We start from the raw sequence: 22,090 nt of genomic DNA, 5'->3' as shown, positions 1-22,090 counted from the left end.
TCCCCTGCCTCCTCAAGCTGTTAGCCGCTCTTTTTCTTGGCTTTCGCCGCATTGCCCGCCGTCGCCTCGGGCGCAAGCGGCGTTCCGTCCGGGCCCAGTTCCGGCTGGCCTCGGGCCTGGCGGATGGCGTTCTGCGCCTCCAGTCCCAGCCGGACCACCGGCCGCGCCTCCTGCCGCAGGTCGACGACCGAGATGTCGCGGTCCAGCATGTGCAGGGCGCCGTTCAGCGCTATGGCGCGTTCCAGCGCCTGAAGCGCCTTGTCCTCGGGCAGCTTGATGCGCTGGCCATGGTCCAGCACCACGTCCCAGCGCCGTTCGCCCATGCGCTCCAGCCCGCGCAAGCGCGGCAGGATCGGCCCGGCGGCGTCGATCAGCGCCAGCGCCTCGGGCGCGGCGCGGTCGGCGCCCTCGCCGGCGATGATCGGCAGATCGCCGCGCACCTCGCGCGAGGTGACCGAGGCGACGCGATGCCCCGTCTTGTCCAGCAGCTCGATGCCGCGCGCATGGCGCCACAGCACCACCGGCACCCGCTCGGTCACCACGGCCGAAAGCACGCCGCCCGGCTTGATGCGCAGGTCGACCGTCTCGACCGCGTCCAGCTTGAGCACCCGTTCGCGCAGCTTTTCCAGGTCGATCTCGAAGCTCGATGCCGGCAGTTCGACCGGCAGCATGGCGCGCAGCCCCTTGTCCACCACCGGCGAGGCGCCTTCGATGGTCATCATCTTGACCATGAATTCGTCGCGATGCTGGATGCGGTCCACGATGGCGTCGACGCCGCCGGTCAGGTTGGCGCGGCGGGTGTCGTCCGAAAGCCAGATCCCCGCCACCAGCGCCGCCAGAAAGGCGGGCAGCCCGACATGCACCAGCCGCCGCACCAGCGGCCGCAGCATCATCCGGTTCAGCCGATAGGCCAGCCGCGAGGGCGCGGGGTCCTTTCTCGGCGTGCGCGGCGCCACCGGGGCGGGACGCGCGGGCGCGGGGCGCACCGGGGCCGGCCGGCCCCCCGCCCCCTGGTCGCGGTGAAAGGGGTTCAGGCCCTGCATAGCGCCTCCTCGACGATCCAGCGGCAAAGCGCGGGAAAGTCCATGCCGGAATGGGCCGCCTGCTCGGGCGCGAGCGAGGTGGGCGTCATGCCGGGCTGGGTGTTCACCTCGAGGATGATCAGCCCATCCAGCCCGCGGCTTTCGTCCCAGCGGAAATCGCTGCGGGTCAGCCCGCGGCACCCCAGCGCCCGATGCGCCTGCACCGCATGATCGCGGCAGGCGGCGGCGATTTCCTCGGGGATGTCGGCCGGGATGACGTGGCGAGAGCCGCCGGGCGTGTATTTGGCGTCGTAGTCATACCAGCCCTCGGTAACGATCTCGGTCACGCCAAGCGCGCGGTCGCCCAGCACGGCGACGGTCAGCTCGCGCCCCGGGGCATAGGTTTCGACCATGACCCGCGCGGGCATCTTGTCGGAAAGCTGCGGCGGGCCGTTCGCGGCCTCGTGCACGATATAGACCCCGACCGAAGAGCCCTCGTCGTTCGGCTTGACCACATAGGGCGGCGCCATGACGTGGCGGGCGCGCACCTCGTCGGCATCGGCGATCAGGCTGTCCAGCACCGGCAGGCCGGCAAGGCGAAGGATCTCCTTGGCGCGGGACTTGTCCATGGCCAGCGCCGAGGCCAGCACGCCGGAATGCGTATAGCGCCAGCCCAGCCATTCCAGCAGGCCCTGCACGCAGCCATCCTCGCCCCAGCGGCCATGCAGGGCGTTGAAGACCACGTCCGGCGCATGCTCGGCCAGACGCGCGGGCAGATCCCTGCCCGCATCCAATTCCACGACTTCATAGCCCGCCTGCCGCAGCGCAACCGCGCATTCACGCCCCGACGAAAGCGACACCTCGCGCTCGGCCGAGGGTCCGCCCATCAGGACCACGACTTTCGGGGCCGTCCTGCTCGACCTGCCCGCCAATTTCTGCCTCATGTCCCCGGTTGATCCGGGTATTTGTCAGGTCAGGATAGCCGCTTGGGCGGAATCGCAAAAGTCCCTTTTCGCGTTTGCCGCGATATTTCCGGCAATGACGGCAGGTTACGGCCGGTTCCTAGGGCCGGCCTACGCGGATGACCTCCCATTTCAGCTCGTGCCCGCTGGTCTCGCGCACCTTGCGGCGCACCAGTTCGCCCAGCGCCTCCAGCTCGGCGGCGGTGGCGCCGCCGGCATTGAGCAGGAAGTTCGGGTGCTTTTCCGACATCTGCGCCCCGCCCAGGCGATGGCCGCGCAGCCCGGCGGCATCGATCAGGGTCCATGCCTTCAATTCGTGGCTGTCATCCGCCCGCCCGGTCGACGAATACCCGGCCGGGTTGCGGAAGGTCGAGCCGGCGCTGCGATCCTTCGTCGGCTGGCTTGCATCGCGCCGCGCAAGCTGTTCCTCCATCCGAGCGGCCAGCTCGGCGGGATCGCCCGGCTCGGCGCGAAAACGCGCCTCGATGACGACCCAGCCCTCGGGCAGATCGGAATGGCGATAGCCGAAGCGCAGGTCGGCTGCCGCGATCTCATGCAGGCCGCCGTCGCGGGCCACGGCGCGGACCGAGACCAGGTGATCGGCGACATAGGTGCCATAACAGCCGGCATTCATGCGCACCGCACCGCCGATGCTGCCCGGAATGGTGCGCAGGAAGGTCAGGTCCAGCCCCGCCTCGGCCGCGCGGCGCGCGACATGCGCATCCAGTGCCGCAGCCCCGGCGGTGACGGTGCCGCCTTCGCAGGCGATGGCGTTGAAGCCGCGCCCCAGCCGGATCACCACGCCGCGGATGCCGCCGTCCCGCACGATCAGGTTCGATCCGACACCCATCGGAAAGACCGGGATCGCGGGGTCCAGCGCCGCGAGGAACGCGGCCAGGTCGGCCTCGTCCGCGGGCTGGAACAGCCAGTCCGCAGGGCCGCCGACCCGCAGCCAGGTCAGGTCGGCAAGGGTTCGGTTCGGGGTCAGGCTGCCGCGGGGGGTGGGAAGCGTCTGGGTCATGCTGCGCTCCTAATCAGCGCGGCGCAGCCCGTCAATGCGGCCGCATCCGCGGCGGTCAATGTGCCATCATCTCGGCCACGATCTGCCCGGCGTCCAGTGAGGCGGGGTAACAGGTCGACCAGTTCGTCACCTCCTGCAGTGGCGCCTCGTCGCCCCCGCCCTGACAAGGGGATGCGCGTCACTCCATGGCGCTGAGAATGACCGCCAGCGCAGACAGGGCGCCGACGCCCATCAGGTCCCATGCCGGGCGCAGCGGCGCACGCGCCGGCGCCGGCGGCCGCAGGCGATCGTAAAGCCAGCGCAGCAGCGCCCCCGCCGCCACGGCAGCAGCGGCGATCAGCATCAGCAGGCTCAGCACCGCGCCGATGATGCCGGCAAGATAGCCGCCGGTCTTGCCCGACCCGATCAGGTAGCAAAGCCCCGCCGAGACCAGCAGCGCGACAAGCCCCTGCGCCAGCACCGCGAAAGAACGCGAGCCCATGCGCGCCGCGCCGAACCACAGCATCGCGGCCACGGTCGCGCCGACGATCAGCCAGACGATCTCCATGGCCTCAATGCGCCCCGTGCCGGCGGCGGCGGCGCGTCTCGAAAGGCGGCCAGACCAGCAGCGACAGGCCAAGCGCCAGGAACAGCACGCCGAAGCCGGGTCCGCAAAGATAGGTCAGCCAGCCCAGCACCGGCACGCCGAAAAACACCAGCGTCCAAAGCACCGAATGACGCCAGCGCAGCCGCACGAAGGGCAGAAGGCAGGCCATCACGCCCCAAAGCACCGCGCAAAGCGCCGCGGTGGCGGGATGGCTGGCCAGGGCGATCACGCGGCTTTCTCCGTCAGCCGCTCGGGCAGGTTGTTGGCCCAGGCCGAGATCGTGCCGGCGCCCAGGCAGACCACCATGTCGCCCGGCCGCGCCTGTTCGCGCACCAGCCGTTCCAGGTCGCCCTCGTCCATCACCGCGCGGGCATGGCGATGGCCATGGGCGATGAGCCCGGCCACCAGGTCGTCGCGCGACGCGCCGGGGATCGGTTCCTCGCCGGCAGAATAGACCTCGGCGATGGCGACCACGTCGGCCTCGTTGAAGCAGGTGCAGAAATCGTCGAAAAGACTGGACAGCCGCGAATAGCGATGCGGCTGGTGCACGGCGATCACCCGGCCCTTGGTCGCCTGCCGCGCGGCCTTCAGCACCGCCGCGATCTCGACCGGGTGATGGCCGTAATCGTCGATGATGGTGACGCCGTCCACCTCGCCCACGCGGGTGAAGCGGCGGCTGACCCCGCCGAAGCGCGCCAGCGCCTCGCGGATCTGGGCGCGCTTCATGCCCAGGTGGCGGGCGACGGCCACGGCGGCCAGTGCATTCGAAACATTGTGATCGCCCGGCATCGGCAGGGTGCAGCCCTCGATCACCGGCACCTCGCCCTCGTTCAGCTCGGCCTCGCCTTGCAGCGCGATGTCGAAATGCGCCACGCCGTTTTCATAGCGCAGGTTGATGGCGCGCACGTCGGCCTGGGCGTTGAAGCCGAAGGTGGCGACGCGGCGATCCGTCAGCCTGCCCACCAGCGACTGCACCTCGGGGTGGTCGGTGCAGCAGACGGCAAGGCCGTAGAAGGGGATGTTCGAGACGAAATCCTGGAAACCCTTGCGCAGCGCGTCAAAGCTGCCCCAGTGCTCCATATGCTCGGGGTCGATATTCGTGACGATGGCGATGGTCGCGGGCAGGCGGTTGAAGCTGCCGTCCGATTCGTCCGCCTCGACCACCATCCATTCGCCGGCGCCGGCGCGGGCGTTGCTGCCATAGGCGTGGATCACGCCGCCATTGATGACGGTCGGGTCGAAGCCGCCCGCATCCAGCAGCGTCGCGACCATGGTGGTGGTGGTGGTCTTGCCATGCGTGCCGGCGATGGCGACGTTGGATTTCAGCCGCATCAGCTCGGCCAGCATCTCGGCCCGGCGCACGACGGGCAGGCCGCGGCGGCGGGCCTCTTCAAGCTCGGGATTGCCCTTCTTGATGGCGGTCGAGATCACCACCACGCCGGCTTCGCCAATGTTTTCAGCACGCTGGCCTTCGAAGATGGTGGCGCCCAGCGTCTGCAGCCGGTCGGTGATCTTCGAGCGCTTCGCGTCCGAGCCCTGCACCTGGTAGCCCAGCGTCATCAACACCTCGGCGATGCCGGACATGCCGATGCCGCCGATGCCGACGAAATGGATGGGGCCCAGTTCGCCCGGGAGTTTGGTCGCTGCATTCATCGGGTCAGTTCCGTCACTAGATCTGCAAGGCGCTGCGCCGCGTCGGGGCGGGCAAGCGTTAGCGCGGCAGCTGCCATGGCGGTGGCGCGGGCGCTGTCGGAAAGGATGTCCCGCATGTCGCGCCTCAGGCTCTCGGCGTCAAGCACGGATTCGGGCAGGACGACGCCCGCACCGGATTCCGCAAGGGCACGGGCGTTGGCGGTCTGGTGGTCGCCGGTGGCTGCGGCATAGGGGATCAGGATGGCCGGGCGGCCGATCACGGTAATGTCGGCGATGGACGAGGCGCCCGCCCGGCTGATGACCAGCTGGCAATCGGCCAGCCGCTGCGGCACGTCGTCGAAAAAGGGCCGCACCACGGCGCTGATGCCGGCACTCGCATAGGCGGCAATCACGCGCTCGGCATCCTCGGCGCGGGCCTGATGGCTGACCGACAGGCGGGTGCGCATCTCGTCCGGCAGGCCGGCGATGGCCTCGGGCACCATGTCCGAGAGCACGCGCGCACCCTGGCTGCCGCCGATCACCAGCAGGTTCAGGCCCCCTTCGCCCGGCGGGACATAGGGCGCACCGGCCCGGTCCAGCACCGCCTGCCGCACCGGGTTGCCGGTATGGATGCCCTGCACGCCGGGGGGCAGACGGGTCGGCCAGGTGCCGCAGGCCGCGCGATCCACCCGGCGGGCAAAGGCCATGTTCACCCGGCCCATGATGCCGTTCTGCTCATGGATCATGCGCGGAATGCGCAGCACCAGCGCCGCCGACATGGCCGGGATGGTCGGATAGCCGCCGAACCCCACCACCACCGCGGGACGGTCGGCCCGCATCGCCCGGATCGCCGCCAGCACGCCGGCACCGATGCGGAAGGGCACGGCGAGCCTGGCCAGCGCACCGCCGCGCGCGGTGGTGGCGGAGCTGACCACCTCGCGCGCGACCTCGGCCGGGAACGCGCCGGCATAGCGCGCGCCCCGTTCATCGGTGGAAAGCTTGACCCGCCAGCCCTGCGCCAGCAGCGTCTCGGCCAGCGATTGCGCCGGAAACATGTGGCCGCCGGTCCCGCCGGCAGCGATCAGGCAAAGCGGTGCGGCGCTCATCCCCGACCCCGTCCCAGCACGTCGCCGATGCGGCCCTGCGGGCGCGAGCGGGTCAGCGCCAGCAGCATCCCCATCGCGATGCCCGAGGCGATCACCGACGAGCCGCCGTAGCTGACGAAGGGCAGCGTCATGCCCTTGGCCGGCAACAGCCGCACCGCCACGCCCATGTTGATCAGCGCCTGCACGCCGAAGGCGCAGGCAAGCCCGGTGCCGGCGATGCGCACGAAGGGATCGCGCTCGTCCTGAAGCCGCAACAGCGAGCGGACGACGATGGTGGCGTAAAGCGCGATGATGATAAGGACCAGGATCAGCCCGTATTCCTCGGCCGCGACCGCGATGATGAAATCGGTATGCGCATCGGGCAGCGACCACTTGACCGAGCCCTCGCCCACGCCGACGCCAAAGAAGCCGCCCTCCTGGATGGCGTTGGTGGCATAGCCGAGCTGGGTGCGCGGATCGACCTCGGCGGCCAGGAAGCCGTTGATGCGGCGGGCGAAGTGCTCGGATGCGCCATAGGCGAAGACGCCGCCGATACAGGCCAGCCCCATCACGCCCCCCAGCAGGTAAAGCGGGGCGCCTGCGATGAAATACATCACGCACCAGGAAAACAGCACCAGCGAGGCCTGCCCGAAATCGGGCTGCATGGCCAGCAGCAGCACCACGATCACCGCCAGCCCGAAGGAGAAGGTCTTGCCGGGCGGGCCGCCCACCTCCTGGCTTGCCGCCATGAACCAGGCGCAGATGGCGACGAAGCAAGGCTTGAGGAATTCCGACGGCTGCACCGACATGCCGCCGGGCAAACGCAGCCAGCGCACCGCGCCCTTGCCGAAATCGGTGCCGATGAAGGGCAGCGCGACCAGCACCACCAGTGCGGCCAGAAAGCCCAGCACGCCGATCCTTCGCACCATCCGGGGCGAGAAGGTCGAGATCACCAGCATCACCACCAGCGCCATGGCGCCGAACACCGCCTGGCGGGTGACGTAATAGAATTGCGGCAGGCCGTTCTTTTCGGCCAGCGGCACCGATGCCGCCAGCCCCAGAAGCAGCCCGACCGCGAACAGCCCCAGCACGCAGGCCAGGGACCATCGGTCAAGCGTGCGCCACCAACGTGGAAGAATCGGGTCACCTGCCCGCACGGGCGTGGTGCCAAAGACCATCTCGGTCATGGGATACCGCCGTCACTGCCTCGATATATCTTGCCCGTTTTCCGGGTCTGGTGCGCAGCATAGCGCGATTGTCGGGCCTACGCTACTGCGGATTGATTAACGCGGCGGCGCGGCGGAAATCGCCGCCCGATTCGTCAGGGCAGCCAGCCCAGCACGCCCGCCGGTGCGCCGCCGAACAGCGCCAGAGCGCCGCCGCCCGCCGCCACCAGCGCGAAATAGCCGCCGGCCATGGTCACGTTCTTGAGCAGCTCGGTCGCATTGCCGCGATGCTCCAGATAGCCGGTCACCAGGCACCACAGGCCCAAGAGCAATGCCGCCGTGCGCACGGGATAGCCCAGCACGACCGCCAACCCGCCCAGAAGCTCGCAAAATCCGACCAGATAGGCCAGCGCCGTGGCGTCGGGCAGTCCCATCGCCGCGATCAGCGGCGCGATCCTGGCCTCGCCGCCCCTGAGCTTCAGGATGCCCCAGACGATGAAGGGCACGCCCAGAAACAGCCGCGCGATCAGAAGCCCCTGTTCCATTCCCTGTCCCCTTTCCCGGCCAGCCTGGGGCGATTTTGCGTCGGCAAGCCGCGACTACAAAGCCTTTTCCAACCGTCGCGGTCCGGTTGCAACAGGGCGCCCGGGGGTCGGGCGCGCGGGCGTGGCCCGCCTCGAAGTTCCAAGCGGCGGCGGGGCTTGCCGCCTGTTCCGGGGGACGCGCCCCCTTTTCCTTGGCCCTGCGCGGGACTAACTATCGCCAAGCCCGGAGATAAGGATCGCCCATGCTTTACCAGTCCAAGGCCGAATGGCTGGCCGCACCCCGCAAGCGCGTGCTGTTCTTCGGCATGTCGGGGCTGGGCAAGACCTTCCTTGCCTCGATGCTGCGCGGCTCGGGCGAGTGGTTCCACTATTCGGTCGATTACCGCATCGGCACCCGCTACATGGGCGAACTCATCGCCGACAACTTCAAGCGCGAGGCGATGAAGGTGCCGTTCCTGCGCGAGCTGCTTCTGTCGGATTCGGTCTATATCGCCAGCAACATCACCTTCGAGAACCTGGCGCCGCTTTCCACCTACCTGGGCAAGCCGGGCAGCGTGACCCGCGGCGGGCTGGAATTCGACGAATACATGCGCCGCCAGGACCAGCATCGCATGGCCGAGATCGCGGCGCTGCTGGATACCGGCCATTTCATCCGCCGCGCGCAGGAAATCTACAACCTCGGCAATTTCGTCTGCGATTCCGGCGGCTCGGTCTGCGAGGTGGTGGACCCATTCGCCCAGACCGACCCGGTGCTGGACGCGCTGGAGCGGGAATTGCTGCTGGTCTGGATCAAGGGTTCGGACGCGCATACCGAGGAACTGGTGCGCCGCTTCGACCGCGCGCCGAAACCGATGTATTACCAGCCGGAGTTCCTCGACCGGGCCTGGACCGACTACCGGGTCGAAAAGGGGCTGCGCGAGGACCAGGTGAACCCCGACGACTTCATCCGCTGGACCTATGCCCGGGCGCTGGCCCACCGCCAGCCGCGCTACGAGGCCATGGCCCGGCGGGGCGTGACGCTGCTGGCCGAGGAGGTCGCGGAGGTGACAAACCCGGCCGACCTGATCGCCCTGATCGGCCATGCCATCGAAAGACGGCCCGCCGGCGCAACCGCCGCCGGAAAGATCGACAGAAAGGACGCATGATGCCCATCACCCTGCCCAATGACCTGCCCGCCTATGACATCCTGTCGAACGAAGGCGTCATGGTCATGTCGCCGGGCCGGGCGGCGACGCAGGACATCCGGCCGCTGCGCATCGGGCTGCTGAACCTGATGCCCAAGAAGATCCAGACCGAGAACCAGTTCGCCCGGCTGATCGGCGCCACGCCCCTGCAGATCGACTTCCAGCTGATCCGCATGTCGGACCACGAAAGCCGCAACACGGCGGCCGATCACCTGCAATCCTTCTACCGCCGCTTCTGCGAGGTCGAGGAGACGGGCGAGAAGTTCGACGGTCTCATCATCACCGGCGCGCCCATCGAGCACCTGCCCTTCGAAGAGGTGACCTATTGGGAGGAACTGACGCGGGTCTTTCGATGGACGCAAAGCCATGTGCATTCGACCTTCGGCGTCTGCTGGGGCGGCATGGCGATGGCGTGGCATTTCCATCGCCTCGAAAAGCACATGCTGGACCACAAGGCCTTCGGCTGCTTCCGCCACCGCAACCTGGTGCCGGCCAGCCCCTATCTGCGCGGCTTTTCCGACGACGTGCTGGTCCCGGTCAGCCGCTGGACCGAGGTGCGCCAGGACGAGGTGGATGCCATCCCGGCGCTGCAGACGCTGATCGCCTCGGACCAGGTCGGGCCGTGCCTGCTGCAGGACACGGACCATCGCGCGCTCTATGTCTTCAACCATTTCGAATATGACAGCACGACGCTGAAGGACGAATACGACCGCGACGTGGTCTCGGGCAAGCCGATCAACGTGCCGGTGAACTACTACCCGGACGACGATCCCTCGCGCGCGCCGACGAACCGCTGGCGCAGCCATGCGCATCTGCTCTACGGTAACTGGATCAACGAGATCTACCAGACTACCCATTTCGACCTGAACCGCATCGGCGAGGCGTAAGCATGAGCAAGAACGGCAATGGCGGAAAGAACGGGACCAAGGGGGCGAAATCGCTGCCCGACCTGCCCTTTGTCGGCGCGATCACCCGCTATCTGGAAAAGGACGCTCCCGATGCGCTGCGCAAGGCGGTCGCGGCCGCTGACGGCAAGCGCATCCTCGACCCCGGCTATCCCCATGCCGAGGAGATGAAGGGCAAGGATTACGACGAGCGGATGGCCGGGCTGCAACTGCAGCTGGTGCGGCTGATGCGCGACGTGATCCATACCGGCAAGCGCATGGTGGTGTTGTTCGAGGGCCGCGACGCCGCCGGCAAGGGCGGCACCATCGAGCGCGTGCGCGAGAACCTGAACCCGCGCTCGGCCTATATCGTCGCGCTGCCCAAGCCCAGCGAACGCGAGGCGGGGGAATGGTATTTCCAGCGCTACGTCGACTGGCTGCCCGCCAAGGGCGAGATCGCGCTGTTCGATCGCAGCTGGTATAACCGCGGCGTGGTGGAAAAGGTCTTCGGCTTCTGCACGGACGCGCAGCGCGAGACCTTCTTTCGCCAGTTGCCGCTGTTCGAGACCATGCTGGCCGACGACGGGGTGATCCTGGTCAAGCTGTGGCTGGAGGTGGGCCGGGCCGAGCAGCTCAAGCGTTTCCTCGACCGCGAGCGCGATCCGCTGAAGCAATGGAAGCTCAGCCCCATCGACGTGGACGGGCTGGCGAAATGGGACGATTACAGCGCGGCGATCCGGGACACGCTGCTGCGCAGCCATTCGGGCATCGCACCCTGGACGGTGATCCGCGCCGACGACAAGCGCCGCGCCCGGATCGCCGCGATCCAGACCATCCTGCGCGCGGTCGAGTTCGCCGGCCGCGACGACGACGTGATCGGCCAGCCCGACCCGCAGATCACCGGCGGCCCCGAGATCCTGCCGGGATAATAGGCCAGGCAAGGAGCGACCATGGTTAGGCTGCCCAGGACCGCCCCACCCCCCAGGCTTCGGGCCGCCCGGGCACCGGCCTTGCTGTTCACGCTCCTCTGGCTGGCGCTGCTGGCCCCCGCCCATGCGCAGACCCTGCCCGACTGGCAGGACCTGCGCGTGAACGATTTCGCCGGGCTGCTCACGCCCGAGGATGCGCAGGCATTGGACACGGCGCTCAGCACACTCGACGCCCAGACCGGCATCGAGGGCACCGTCGTCACCCTGACCGACCGGGCGCGCTACGGCGGAACCGACGGGCTGGAGGCCTTTGCCACAAGGCTCTTCGACCATTGGGGCGTGGGCGACGGCGCGCGCAACGACGGCTTCATGGTTCTGGTGCTGGCCGATGACCGCGAGGCACGGATCGAGCTTGGCCGCGGCTACGAAAACGACGCCGACATCCTGGCGCAAAAGATCATGCGCAACACCATGCTGCCCGCCTTCCGCGACGGCCGGATGTCGCGCGGCATCCGCGACGGAACCCAGGCGGTGATCGAACTGATCGCCCGGCCGGTGGCGGCGGGCCAGCCGCTCCGGGCGCCCGAACGCGGAATGATGGACCGGATCGTCCCCTTCCTCTTCGGCGGCGCGTGGCTCCTGATCCTCGGCGCCATCGCGCGGCAGCTCTGGCACCGCAACCGCTGCCCGCAATGCGGCCGTCGCGGCCTGGAAACGCGGGTCGCACCCTTGGAAACCCCGCTGCCCGAGGGCGGCCACATGGTCTCGCACGACGATGTCACGAGGCGCTGCCCGGCCTGCGGCTGGTCGGAAACCCGCCAGCGCCTGCGCCGGCAAACGGTGTGGTATGGCCCGAACGGCGCCGTGCTGCGCAGCAAGGCCAACCGGGGCGCAGGCGGCGCCTCGGGCTTCGGCGGCGGCTCGTCGCGGGGCGGCGGCGCCTCGGGGCGCTGGTAGGCGCGGCCGCGCTTGCGAGGATGCGGCGAGGCGGCTAGCGTCATGCCAGACTGCCTCAAGGAAAGCTCCGACATGAAACCTCTTCGCTTCCCCGCCCTGGTGCTCGCGCTTGCCAGCACCAGCCTGACGGCCGCCTGGGCCGCCGACCCCGAACTCACCGTCTTCGACTGGGCCGGCTTCGAGGAGCCGGTGATCTTCCAGGGCTATATCGACAAGCACGGCACCAGCCCCACCTTCGCCTTCTACGGCGATGACGACGAGGCCTATCAAAAGCTCGCCTCGGGCTTCAAGGCGGATGTCGCCCATCCCTGCTCGCAGATGGTGTCGAAATACCGCGACGCCGGGCTGATCGAGCCCTGGGACGTGTCGAAGATCCCGGCCTTCGAAAGCCTCGCCCCGGAATTCCTCGATTCCGAGATATTCAAGGACGACGAGGGCGTCTGGTATATCCCCACCGACTGGGGCGCGACCGCAGTAGCCTACAATACCGAGAACGTCCCGGCCGAGGACGTGGCCAGCCTGAACATCTTCATCGACCCGAAATACCAGGGCCGCACCTCGCTGCCCGATTCGGCCGACGATGTCTGGGCGCTGGCCTACCTGGCCACCGGCACCACCGACTGGACCGAAGTCACCGACGAACAGTTCGCCGCCGCCGCCGACTGGCTGCGCCAGGCGCATCAGAACGTCGCCGCCTATTGGGCCGACCCGGCCGAGCAGGCACAGCTGATGGCATCGGGCGCGGTGGACGTGGCCTGGTCCTGGAACGACGGCGTGGTGCTGCTGGAAAACGACGGCTTCCCGGTCGGCTTCCAGCGCGCGGCCAAGGAGGGCAGCTCGACCTTCTTCTGCGGCTTCATCAACCTCAAGAACGGCCCGGGCAACGAGGACAAGGCCTACGATTTCATCAACGCCTGGCTCGCGCCCGAATCGGCCAAGGGCCTCCTGGACACGATCGGCTACGGCCATACCTCGACCGTCGCCATGGAGACGATCAAGGACGAGCCGGCCGTGCAGGAGGGACTCTCGCCCGTGGACGCCCCGATCCTGGCCCAGACCCCGAACGACCCGCAGCAGCGCGAAAGGCAGCTGCAGGAATTCGAAAAGATCAAGGCCGGCTTCTGACCGCCCCGCCCTTTCTTGCCGTGCCCCGCCCCCTTGGCGGGGCGTTTCGCCGGTGGAACGGCCGCATGAGTATTTGAGGAACGAAGAAGGCCGGGCGGCGCATCCCGGTTTTCTCCGTTTTCCAAATACTCCATGGGGTGAATTGGCCCGCGCAGCGGGACAAGAGGGGAACGGCGTTCCCCTCCCTTGCATGCCGAAACGGCGGCGCCTATATTCGTGGGGTTCGGGTTCGCCCGGACTATGGACATAAACGCGCAGGTAATAAGCGGATCGGACCCGGGGGCGGTACCCGGCGGCTCCACCAGAATCCCTCGTTGGGGGCACATGGGGCCGAAACAGGATCGACGAACGTCTAAAGCTGTTTGCTTTGTCTCGGTGAGCTACCACCGTCATCGGTGCAAAATGTACAGTTGCCAACGACAACCGTGCTCCGGTGGCTCTGGCTGCGTAAGCAGCTCGGGTAACCGAAACTTAAGCCCTTCCGCCTAGCAGCGTAAGGCGGGGCCCGCAGGAGCCTGGCAACAGAATCCTGCACCTTCCCCCTTTCCATCTGGTTTTTCGGCGCGCCCGGGCCTATCTCAGGCGTCATGCAAGGGAATGCTGCCATGAAAGACCTGACCTCTTCCGATGCCGATGCGCTGATCGCGGATCTGGGGCAAAAGGCCCGCGCCGCCGCAGCCGTGCTGGCCGAGACGAGCGCCGAGCGCAAGCATGCCGCCCTGATCGGCGCCGCCGATGCGATCCTCGGGACCGAGGATGCCATCCTCGACGCCAATGCCGAGGACATGCATTACGCCGAGGAAAAGGGCCTTTCGCCCGCCATGCTGGACCGGCTGAAGCTCGATACCGCGCGCATCCGCGCCATGGCCGAGGGGCTGCGTTCGGTCGCGGCGCAGGCGGACCCGGTCGGCAAGGTGCTGGCCGAATGGGATCGGCCGAACGGGCTGAACATCCGGCGCGTGGCCACGCCCCTGGGCGTGATCGGCGTGGTCTACGAAAGCCGGCCGAACGTCACCGCCGATGCGGCCGCGCTGGCGCTGAAGGCCGGCAATGCGGTGATCCTGCGCGGCGGCTCGGAAAGCCTGAACAGCTCGGCCGCGATCCATCGGGCGCTGGTCACCGGGCTGAAGCAGGCCGGCCTGCCCGAGACGGCGATCCAGATGGTGCCGACCCGCGACCGAGAGGCGGTCGCCGCCATGCTGCGCGCGCAGGACTATATCGACGTGATCGTGCCGCGGGGCGGCAAGGGGCTGGTCGGGCTGGTGCAGAAAGAGGCCCGCGTGCCGGTCTTTGCCCATCTGGAAGGCATCTGCCACGTCTATGCCGACCGCGACGCCGACCTGGACAAGGCCCGCCGCGTGGTTCTGAACGCCAAGACGCGGCGCACCGGCATCTGCGGCGCCGCCGAATGCCTGCTGATCGACTGGCAGTTCTATACGAAACACGGTCCCGTGCTGGTCCAGGACCTGCTGGACGCAGGCGTCGAGGTGCGGGCCGAGGGCGAGCTTGCCAAGGTGCCGGGCACCGTGCCGGCCGAGCCCTCGGATTTCGGGCAGGAGTTCCTGGACAAGATCATCGCCGTCAAGCTGGTCGATGGCGTCGAAGAGGCGATCGCCCATATCCGCCGCCATGGCTCGGGCCATACCGAATCGATCCTGACCGAAAACGACGCCACGGCCGAGCGCTTCTTCAGCGGGCTCGACAGCGCCATCCTGATGCGCAATGCCTCGACGCAATTCGCCGATGGCGGCGAGTTCGGCATGGGCGCCGAGATCGGCATCGCCACCGGCAAGATGCATGCGCGCGGGCCGGTCGGTGCCGAGCAGCTGACCAGCTTCAAGTATCTGGTCACCGGCGACGGCACCATCCGGCCCTGATCGGACCAAGGCCCGGGCGGCGAAACCCGGCGGGATCCGAGCCTCAGAACGCGATCTCGCCGCCGGTCCCGTCCAGCTCCCATGCCAGCGGTCGGCCTGCGGCAAGGGCGAAGCCGGCGAGCAGTGGGAAATGCACCTCGGAGGCGCCCGCTTCGGGCCGCTCGCGCCCGGGGGCGGCATCCAGCCAGCACCATAGCGCCGGGTCGGGCTTGGTCCTGCTGCATTCCGCCACCAGCCGCCAGCCGCTGGCGCCCCGGCAGACCAGCACGCTGCCGCCCCAGGGCATCGCAGTCTCAAGACACATCAGCGCCAGCAGGATCATGCGCGCCTCGGGGCGCGGCAGGTCGCCCTCGGCTTCCAGCCGCAGGCGGATGCGCCCGCCTTTCTCGACATCGGCAAACAGCGCGGCCAGTTCGGCCATGCTCAGCCGCTGGTCCGGCGCGGCATGACCGAAGGCCACGCGGAACCAGCGCACCCGCGCCCGCGCCGCCTCGACGCTTTCGGCGATCAGCTGCATCTCGGGACTGGCGTCGATGCCGGGCCAGGCGCCGGAAAGCTGCAAGAGCTCCAACCCGTTGCCGATCGCGCCCAGGGGCGAGACGATGTCATGGCAAAGCCGCGAACCGACCAGCGCCGCCAGGCGCTCGGGCGCGATGGCGCCGGGGGGTTCGGGCGGGCAGTGGATTGTCAGATCGTTCATGGAAGGTTAGCCTGCATGATGCCTCAGGAAAGGGCGTGAGATGAATGAAATCCTGGAACCCGGCATGATCGTGCGCCATCCCGGCGCGCCTGAATGGGGCACCGGACAGGTCCAGTCGCGCATCGGGGACCGGATCACCATCAATTTCACCAATGCCGGCAAGCAGGTCGTGAACGGCAGACATATCGATCTTGAACTGGTCACAACCGACCCCTTTTAAGCGATCAAGGCAGAGTAATTCAACTTTTAGGTGTGTCAATCGCCCTTGCATCGCCGGATTCGCGAGCGGTTGCAATGTCCCCTTCCCCCGCCTAGACACGGGACCAAATACCATCAGTCAGGGTTCCAGGCCGTAAGATGACGCCAGAGACGTCCTATTTCGCGACCCGTCTTGCCACGGACGAAGTCGACCTTCTGGCCGCGCAGCGCCTGCGCTATCGCGTCTTCGTCGAGGAGCTGGGCGGTGACGGCCTGCTGGTCGACCATCAGGGCCGGTTCGAGCGGGACGAGTTCGACCCGGTCGTCGATCATCTGGTGCTGGTGGACAACCGCCGCTCGCGCGATGACCTGGACCATGTGGTCGGCGTCTATCGCCTGCTGCCGGGCGAGCGGGCCGAGGCGTTCGGCCGCTTCTATTGCGACAGCGAATATGGCCTGGCGCCGCTGCGCGCCTCGGGGCGGTCGCTCCTGGAATTGGGCCGGTCCTGCGTCGACCCGGCCTATCGCGGCGGCTCGGGCATGTTCCTGATGTGGAACGCACTGGCCGATTACGTTCTGGCGCGCGGCATCGAGATCCTGTTCGGCGTCGCTTCGTTCCACGGCACCGACGTGCAGGCGCTGGCACAGCCGCTCAGCTGGCTGCACCATCACCACCTAGCACCCGCGGCGATCCGGCCCCGCGCCCGGCCCGACGGCTTTCGCCGCATGGACCTGATCCCGGCCGAGCAACTGGACCGCCGCGCCGCGATGACCGGAATGCCGGCGCTGATCAAGGCCTACCTGCGGCTGGGCGGCATGGTCGGCGAAGGCGCCTGGCTGGACCGCGCTTTCAACACCACCGACGTCTTCCTGATGGTCGACACCAAGGCCATGTCGGAAAAGCACCGCAAGTTCTACGAAACCCGGCAGGGGCAATGAGCGAGGGTAACCGCGCCACCTGGCGGGACGCGGTCGCGCCGCCGGCCATTCCGCGTCCCGGCGCGCTCGGCTGGCTGCTGGTCCTGCTGCGCGGCGGCGGGATCGTCCTGGTGCTGGCGCTCGGCGTCCTGCTGATCCTGCCGCTGCGTCTGGCCGAACGGCTGTTCTCCGGCTCGCGCCGGCCCGTCACCGGACCCTGGGTGCAGGGCGTCTGCCGCCTCTGCCTGTGGATCATGGGGCTGCGATGGCGCTGCATCGGCCAGCCGATGCGCGGCCCCGGCGCGGTGGTGGCCAACCATTCCAGCTGGCTCGACATCTTCGTGCTGAACGCGGCGATGCCAGTGTTCTTCGTCTCGAAATCCGAAGTCGCGGGCTGGCCGGGCATCAACATCCTGACCCGCGTCACCGACACGCATTTCGTCGCCCGCGACCCCCGGCTCGCCCGCGCCCAGGCCGAGGAATTCGCCGCCCGCACCCGGGCGGGCCATCGCCTGCTGTTCTTCCCCGAAGGCACCAGCAGCGACGGACGCCGCGTGCTGCCCTTCAAGCCGACGCTGTTCCAGGGCTTCCTCGACCCCGCCCTGCCCGAAGGGCTGGCGATCCAGCCGATGAGCGCACATTACCACGCGCCGAAGGGCCGCGATCCGCGCTTCTACGGCTGGTGGGGCGACATGGACCTGGGGCCGCATTTGCTGGCGGTTCTGGCCCAGCCCCGCCAGGGATTCGTCATCGTGCGGCTGATGCCGGAGATCCCGGTCGTGGGCGAGACGCGCAAGACGCTCGCCGCCAAGGCCGAGGCGGCCGTCCGCGAAGGGTTCGCGGCAAGTTGAACTCTGCCGCATAGCCGGCGCGCACGCCGCCTGTCACGAGGTCGGCAGGGTATTTGGGAAACGGAAAGCACGAGACGCCCCGCCCACTTCTTTCCGTTTTGCAAATACCCATGCAGCGGCGACGCAGGTCCAGCCGGACCCGGATATTTCACAGCGGCCAGAACAGCGGGATGGTCAGGCAGGCGACGATGCCGCAGATGATGTCCAGGGGCACGCCGACCTTGACGAAGTCGCTGAACCTGTAGCCGCCGGGGCCATAGACCATCAGGTGGGTCTGATAGCCGATGGGCGTGGCGAAGGCGACCGTGGCCGAGAACATCACCGCCACGACATAGGCGCGGGGATCGTGGCCCAGCGATTTCGCCAGTGCGATGGCCACCGGCGTCAAAAGCACCGCGACGGCATTGTTCGACAACACCTCGGTCATGACCAGGCCAAGGAAATAGACCGCGATTAGCGTCGCAAAGGGCGGCAGGCCGGCAAGATGCGGGGCCACCGCATCCACCACCAGAGTGACCGTTCCGGTATGCTCCAGCGCCTCGCCCACCGCCAGCATGGCGAAGATCATCGCCATCAGCCGGGCGTCGACAAACGCGAAGGCCTCCTCTGCATCGACGCAGCGGGTGATCAGGACCATCGCCGCCGCGAGAAAGGACAGCGCCATGATCGGCGCGACGTCCAGAGCCGCCAGCGACACCACCGCCAAAAGAGACAGGATCGCAATCGGCGCGCGCTCGCGCCGGAACGGCCGGGCCGAGGGGCGCGAGACATCGACCAGCTCCATGTCGGCGGCGAGCCGCCCGATATCCTCGGGCGCGCCTTCCAGCAGCAGCGTGTCGCCGACCTGCACCACCAGATCGTCGAGTTGGCGGCCGATGTTCTGGCTGCGGCGATGCGCGGCCAGAACGTAGACGCCATAGCGCCGGCGCAGGCGCATGTCGCCAAGCCGCCGCCCGACCAGCCGCGCACCCGGCGAAATAAGCACCTCGACCGTCTCGGTGGCGACCGAGCTCAGCTTGTCCACCATCTGGAAGTTCTTGTTGGACTGCATTTCCAGCAGGTCGGCCATTTCCGAGCGCAGCACGACCCGGTCGCCCGGCTCCAGCACCACCTCGGCCAGGTTGCGCCGCAGCGAGGCATCGCCGCGCAGCACGTCGATCACCCGCACTGCATCGCGCTTGAAGATCGGCGCCGTCAGGACCGGCTGGCCGACCAGGCTGGAATCCTCGGGGATGGCGACCTCGGTGAAATATTTCATCTCGCGCCGGGTGCCGAGAAAGCCCGCCAGCGAGGTGCGATCGGGCAGCAATCGCTTGCCCAGGAGCGCGAAATAGAGGACGCCGGCAAGCGTGATGGCGACACCGACCGGGGCGATCTCGAAGATGGTGAAGGGCGCCATGCCCTGCTCGCGCGCCACGCCGTCCACCAGCAGGTTGGTCGAGGTGCCGATCAACGTCATCATCCCGCCCAGGATGGTGAAATAGCTCAGCGGCATCAGCAGCTTCGACGGCGAGAGCCCCAGCCGCAGCGCCAGCTGGATGAAGATCGGGATCATCACCGCCACCACCGGCGTATTGTTCATGATCGCCGAGGCCACGATCACGAACAGGAACAGCGCGCCGATGGTGAAACGCGGATGGCTCGCCGCCCGCATGGTGACGAGCCGCGACATGATTTCCAGCGCGCCGGTGCGCATCAGCCCGCCCATGATCAGGAACATGAAGGCGATGGTCCAGGGCGCCGAGTTCGACAGCACGCCGGCGGCGTCCTTGATCGGCAAGAGGCCCAGCACCATCATCACGGCGGCGGTGCCGATGGCCACCACCTCGGGCGGGCGCTTTTCGCGAATGAACTCGATGAACATGACGACCACGATGAGCAGCATCGCGATCGCCGCATTGGTTCCGGTCAGTTCAAAGCCCAGCATCAAGTCCCGTCCCGTAGCGCCGATAAATCACGGCCCTTTCGGTGGGTAATAGAATTATTTTCCCCGCAGCCGCAAACAAAAAGCACAAGAACCATGCCGGCTCAGGCGGGAAGCTGCGTTCCGGCCAGCCTGCCGCCCTGGCGCAGCGGCTCGACCGAAACCGCCTTGCCGCTGCGGTCGTCGGTGGTGACCAGCACGCCCGACAGCGTCGCCTCGCCCTCGGCCGGGGTAAAGCGCTCCGAGGCCATGCCGGTCAGGAAGCGGCGCAGCGGCTCGGCCTTTTCCATGCCGATCACGCTGTCGTAGTCGCCGCACATGCCCGCATCGGTCTGATAGGCGGTGCCGCGGTTCAGGATCATCGCATCGGCGGTCGGCACATGGGTATGGGTGCCCACGACCAGACTGGCGCGGCCGTCGCACCAATGGCCCATGGCCATCTTTTCGCTGGTCGCCTCGGCATGGATGTCCACCACGCTGGCCTGCACCAGCCCGCCCAGCGGGTGCGTCTTGAGCACCGCGTCGATGGCCGAGAACGGATCGTCGAAGGGCCGCTTCATGAAGACCTGGCCCAGGACCTGCGCGACCAGCACCTTGCGGCCGCGCGTCGCCTCGAAGACACGCGCGCCGCGGCCGGGCGCCACCTTGGAATAGTTCAGCGGCCGGATGATGCGCGGCTCGGCCTCGATGAAGGACAGCATCTCCTTCTGGTCGAAGGCATGGTCGCCCAGCGTGAGGCAATCGGCCCCCGCATCGAGGAGCAGCTTGGCATGGCCGCCGGTCAGCCCCATGCCACCCGAGGCGTTTTCGCCGTTCACGATGGTGAAGTCGACGCCCAGCCGTTCCTTGAGCGGGCCGAGCCCTTCCGCAATCGCGCGCCGGCCCGCGCGCCCCATCACATCGCCAAGATACAGAATCCGCATGGGCCAGCGTTAGGCGAAAGCCGGGGCGCGCTCAAGCCCCGACAGGCAGGATGGCGCGGGCGGCCCTATCCCAGCCATGCGCCCAGCGCCGCGCCCGCCAGCGCGACGACGGCGCCCAGCGCCATGCCGGCGGCAAGGCCGCGGTTTGGGCGCGGCTCGGGCGGGGGCGGGGGTTCGCGCAGCAGCTCGGGCATGCGGCGCTCCAGGAACTCCGGCAGCAGCGGCGCGAAGCGGCCCAGAACCTGCGCCGCGCGGATCAGGTCGCGCGCCGCGGCATGGGGACCCAGGTTGTCGCGAATATAGCTTTCGACGACGGGCCGGGCGACCTGCCACATGTTGATCTGCGGGTCCAGCGAGCGCGCCACGCCCTCGACCACCACCATGGTGCGCTGCAGCAGGATCAGCTCGGTCCGCGTGGCCATGCCGAAGCGTTCCGTCACCTCGAACAGATAGGCCAGCAGATTGGCCATCGAGATGCGGCTGGCATCGGCGCCGAAGATCGGCTCGCCCACCGCGCGCAGGGCACGGGCGAATTCCTGGATGTCGCGGTCGCGGGGGACGTAGCCCGCCTCGAAATGCACCCGGGCGACGCGTTCGTAATCGCGGCGGATGAAGCCCATCAGGATCTCGGCATAGACGCGGCGGGTATATTCGTCGATCTCGCCCATGATGCCGAAATCGTAGATGACGATATCGCCGTTGCGGGCCACCTTCAGGTTGCCCTGGTGCATGTCCGCGTGGAAATAGCCGTCGCGCAACGCATGGCGCAGGAAAAGCTGCAACACCCGCGCGCCGATCTCGGGCAGGTCGTGCCCCGCAGCCCGCAGCGCCGCGACATCGCCCATGGGCACGCCCTCGGCCCAGTCGGTGGTCAGCACGCGCCGGGCGCTGAGGTGCCAATAGGGTGCGGGCACCGCCATGCCCTCGTCGCCCCCCGTGTTCTCGGCGAATTCCGAGGCCGAGGCAGCCTCCAGCCGCAGGTCCAGCTCTCCCGTGACCACCGATTCGAAATGGCTGACCACGTCGCGGGGCCGCAGGCGCCGGGTCGAGGGCGACAGCCGCTCGATCATGCCGGCGGCGAAATGGAAGGCGTCGATGTCGCGGCGAAAGGCGGATTCGATGCCCGGGCGCAGCACCTTGACCGCGACCTCGCGGCCGTTGTCGATGCGCCGCGCACGATGAACCTGCGCGATCGAGGCCGCGGCCACGGGTTCGGAAAATTCGCTGAACAGCGTCTCGACCGGGCGTCCCAGCTCGGCGGCAACGGTGCGGCGGGCCTGTTCCTGCGAAAAGGGCGGCAGCCGGTCCTGCAGCATGGAAAGCTGGTTGGCCAGTTCCACCCCCACCACATCGGGCCGGGTCGAGAGGATCTGGCCGAATTTCACATAGGCCGGGCCCAGCGCGGTGATGGCGCGGGTGACGGGCGGCAGGGCCGGGTCGCCCTTGTAGCCCAGCCAGGCGAAGGGCCAGCCCAGGATGCGCGCCGCGATGCGGATGCGGGCGGGCGCGTTCACCGCGTCCAGCGCCGCTTTCATCGCGCCCGTGCGCTCGAATGTGGCGCCGGTGCGGATCAGGCGCCAGATGTTGTGGGGACCGCGCAT

Annotated in this window: 22 protein-coding genes and 1 other RNA gene; 10 read left to right on the top strand and 13 right to left on the bottom strand. The window is 68.2% G+C overall.

What is annotated here, in order from left to right:
- Positions 1 to 20: 20 nt before the first annotated feature.
- The 9 genes from QPR87_RS09945 to QPR87_RS09900 all read right to left on the bottom strand — a co-directional run bounded on the left by QPR87_RS09945 (position 21) and on the right by QPR87_RS09900 (position 8,019).
- Complete coding sequence (locus QPR87_RS09945) at positions 21 to 1,043, bottom strand: cell division protein FtsQ/DivIB (RefSeq protein WP_104492742.1); 1,023 nt, start codon at positions 1,041 to 1,043, stop codon at positions 21 to 23.
- Entirely contained in the window at positions 1,031 to 1,954 is a 924-nt protein-coding gene (locus tag QPR87_RS09940) for a D-alanine--D-alanine ligase (protein WP_175474396.1), read from the bottom strand. Before QPR87_RS09940 ends, QPR87_RS09945 begins: the two co-directional genes overlap by 13 nt.
- 130 nt (positions 1,955 to 2,084) lie before the next feature.
- Positions 2,085 to 3,005: a UDP-N-acetylmuramate dehydrogenase gene (gene murB, locus QPR87_RS09935; protein ID WP_285049436.1), complete on the bottom strand. Its 921-nt coding sequence runs from the start codon at positions 3,003 to 3,005 to the stop codon at positions 2,085 to 2,087.
- A gap of 178 nt (positions 3,006 to 3,183) precedes the next feature.
- A complete protein-coding gene (locus tag QPR87_RS09925) occupies positions 3,184 to 3,552 on the bottom strand; it encodes a hypothetical protein (RefSeq protein ID WP_011750717.1) in 369 nt (122 codons plus the stop codon).
- Positions 3,553 to 3,556: 4 nt separating this feature from the next.
- Positions 3,557 to 3,820 (bottom strand): DUF2484 family protein, encoded by a 264-nt coding sequence (locus QPR87_RS09920; protein ID WP_285049433.1) that lies wholly within the window; start codon positions 3,818 to 3,820, stop codon positions 3,557 to 3,559.
- Positions 3,817 to 5,244, bottom strand: coding sequence for a UDP-N-acetylmuramate--L-alanine ligase (gene murC, locus QPR87_RS09915; protein ID WP_011750719.1), 1,428 nt, complete (start codon positions 5,242 to 5,244; stop codon positions 3,817 to 3,819). The genes QPR87_RS09920 and murC overlap by 4 nt, the downstream gene beginning before the upstream one ends.
- On the bottom strand, positions 5,241 to 6,329 hold the full coding sequence (locus tag QPR87_RS09910) for a UDP-N-acetylglucosamine--N-acetylmuramyl-(pentapeptide) pyrophosphoryl-undecaprenol N-acetylglucosamine transferase (RefSeq protein WP_285049432.1): 1,089 nt from the start codon (positions 6,327 to 6,329) through the stop codon (positions 5,241 to 5,243). The genes murC and QPR87_RS09910 overlap by 4 nt, the downstream gene beginning before the upstream one ends.
- Positions 6,326 to 7,495 (bottom strand): peptidoglycan glycosyltransferase FtsW, encoded by a 1,170-nt coding sequence (locus QPR87_RS09905; RefSeq protein WP_011750721.1) that lies wholly within the window; start codon positions 7,493 to 7,495, stop codon positions 6,326 to 6,328. Before QPR87_RS09905 ends, QPR87_RS09910 begins: the two co-directional genes overlap by 4 nt.
- Before the next feature lie 134 nt (positions 7,496 to 7,629).
- Positions 7,630 to 8,019: a DoxX family protein gene (locus QPR87_RS09900; RefSeq protein WP_011750722.1), complete on the bottom strand. Its 390-nt coding sequence runs from the start codon at positions 8,017 to 8,019 to the stop codon at positions 7,630 to 7,632.
- 242 nt (positions 8,020 to 8,261) lie between these two features.
- Here QPR87_RS09900 and QPR87_RS09895 point away from each other — a divergent pair, with 242 nt between their 5' ends.
- From QPR87_RS09895 to QPR87_RS09865, 7 genes are all read left to right on the top strand, one after another.
- A complete protein-coding gene (locus tag QPR87_RS09895; protein WP_011750723.1) occupies positions 8,262 to 9,164 on the top strand; it encodes a hypothetical protein in 903 nt (300 codons plus the stop codon).
- Positions 9,164 to 10,090, top strand: coding sequence for a homoserine O-succinyltransferase (locus QPR87_RS09890; RefSeq protein WP_231000625.1), 927 nt, complete (start codon positions 9,164 to 9,166; stop codon positions 10,088 to 10,090). Before QPR87_RS09895 ends, QPR87_RS09890 begins: the two co-directional genes overlap by 1 nt.
- Positions 10,091 to 10,092: 2 nt before the next feature.
- Positions 10,093 to 11,016: a polyphosphate kinase 2 gene (gene ppk2 / locus QPR87_RS09885; protein WP_285049428.1), complete on the top strand. Its 924-nt coding sequence runs from the start codon at positions 10,093 to 10,095 to the stop codon at positions 11,014 to 11,016.
- Between the two features lie 81 nt (positions 11,017 to 11,097).
- On the top strand, positions 11,098 to 11,973 hold the full coding sequence (locus tag QPR87_RS09880; RefSeq protein ID WP_285049427.1) for a TPM domain-containing protein: 876 nt from the start codon (positions 11,098 to 11,100) through the stop codon (positions 11,971 to 11,973).
- Positions 11,974 to 12,045: 72 nt separating this feature from the next.
- On the top strand, positions 12,046 to 13,098 hold the full coding sequence (locus QPR87_RS09875) for an ABC transporter substrate-binding protein (protein WP_285049426.1): 1,053 nt from the start codon (positions 12,046 to 12,048) through the stop codon (positions 13,096 to 13,098).
- Between the two features lie 182 nt (positions 13,099 to 13,280).
- Positions 13,281 to 13,634, top strand: a transfer-messenger RNA (tmRNA) gene (gene ssrA / locus QPR87_RS09870).
- Positions 13,635 to 13,703: 69 nt separating this feature from the next.
- Positions 13,704 to 14,975, top strand: a complete 1,272-nt coding sequence (locus tag QPR87_RS09865) for a glutamate-5-semialdehyde dehydrogenase (protein WP_285049424.1) — start codon at positions 13,704 to 13,706, stop codon at positions 14,973 to 14,975.
- Positions 14,976 to 15,018: 43 nt separating this feature from the next.
- Here QPR87_RS09865 and QPR87_RS09860 read toward each other — a convergent pair whose 3' ends face one another.
- Entirely contained in the window at positions 15,019 to 15,675 is a 657-nt protein-coding gene (locus QPR87_RS09860) for a histidine phosphotransferase family protein (RefSeq protein ID WP_285049423.1), read from the bottom strand.
- Between the two features lie 40 nt (positions 15,676 to 15,715).
- Between QPR87_RS09860 and QPR87_RS09855 the strand changes: the two genes are divergently transcribed.
- The 3 genes from QPR87_RS09855 (at position 15,716) to olsA (ending at position 17,642) form a co-directional block, all read left to right on the top strand.
- The gene (locus tag QPR87_RS09855) at positions 15,716 to 15,895 is read left to right on the top strand and encodes a DUF3553 domain-containing protein (RefSeq protein WP_011750730.1); all 180 of its coding nucleotides are present in this window, start codon (positions 15,716 to 15,718) and stop codon (positions 15,893 to 15,895) included.
- 137 nt (positions 15,896 to 16,032) lie between these two features.
- A complete protein-coding gene (gene olsB / locus QPR87_RS09850; RefSeq protein ID WP_285049420.1) occupies positions 16,033 to 16,812 on the top strand; it encodes an L-ornithine N(alpha)-acyltransferase in 780 nt (259 codons plus the stop codon).
- The gene (gene olsA, locus QPR87_RS09845; protein ID WP_231000111.1) at positions 16,809 to 17,642 is read left to right on the top strand and encodes a lyso-ornithine lipid O-acyltransferase; all 834 of its coding nucleotides are present in this window, start codon (positions 16,809 to 16,811) and stop codon (positions 17,640 to 17,642) included. Before olsB ends, olsA begins: the two co-directional genes overlap by 4 nt.
- A 148-nt stretch (positions 17,643 to 17,790) precedes the next feature.
- Here the strand turns inward: olsA and QPR87_RS09840 are convergent, their stop codons facing one another.
- The 3 genes from QPR87_RS09840 to ubiB form a co-directional block, all read right to left on the bottom strand.
- Positions 17,791 to 19,569: an SLC13 family permease gene (locus QPR87_RS09840; RefSeq protein WP_011750733.1), complete on the bottom strand. Its 1,779-nt coding sequence runs from the start codon at positions 19,567 to 19,569 to the stop codon at positions 17,791 to 17,793.
- 101 nt (positions 19,570 to 19,670) lie between these two features.
- Positions 19,671 to 20,489 (bottom strand): TIGR00282 family metallophosphoesterase, encoded by an 819-nt coding sequence (locus QPR87_RS09835; protein ID WP_231000112.1) that lies wholly within the window; start codon positions 20,487 to 20,489, stop codon positions 19,671 to 19,673.
- 65 nt (positions 20,490 to 20,554) lie between these two features.
- Positions 20,555 to 22,090: a 2-polyprenylphenol 6-hydroxylase gene (ubiB, locus tag QPR87_RS09830; RefSeq protein WP_285049419.1), complete on the bottom strand. Its 1,536-nt coding sequence runs from the start codon at positions 22,088 to 22,090 to the stop codon at positions 20,555 to 20,557.

The organism is Paracoccus sp. SSJ (assembly GCF_030234105.1).
Classification (GTDB): Bacteria; Pseudomonadota; Alphaproteobacteria; order Rhodobacterales; family Rhodobacteraceae; genus Paracoccus; species Paracoccus denitrificans.
The sequence above is the reverse complement of the archived record's forward strand: the minus strand, read 5'-3'. Positions and strand labels throughout refer to the sequence as shown.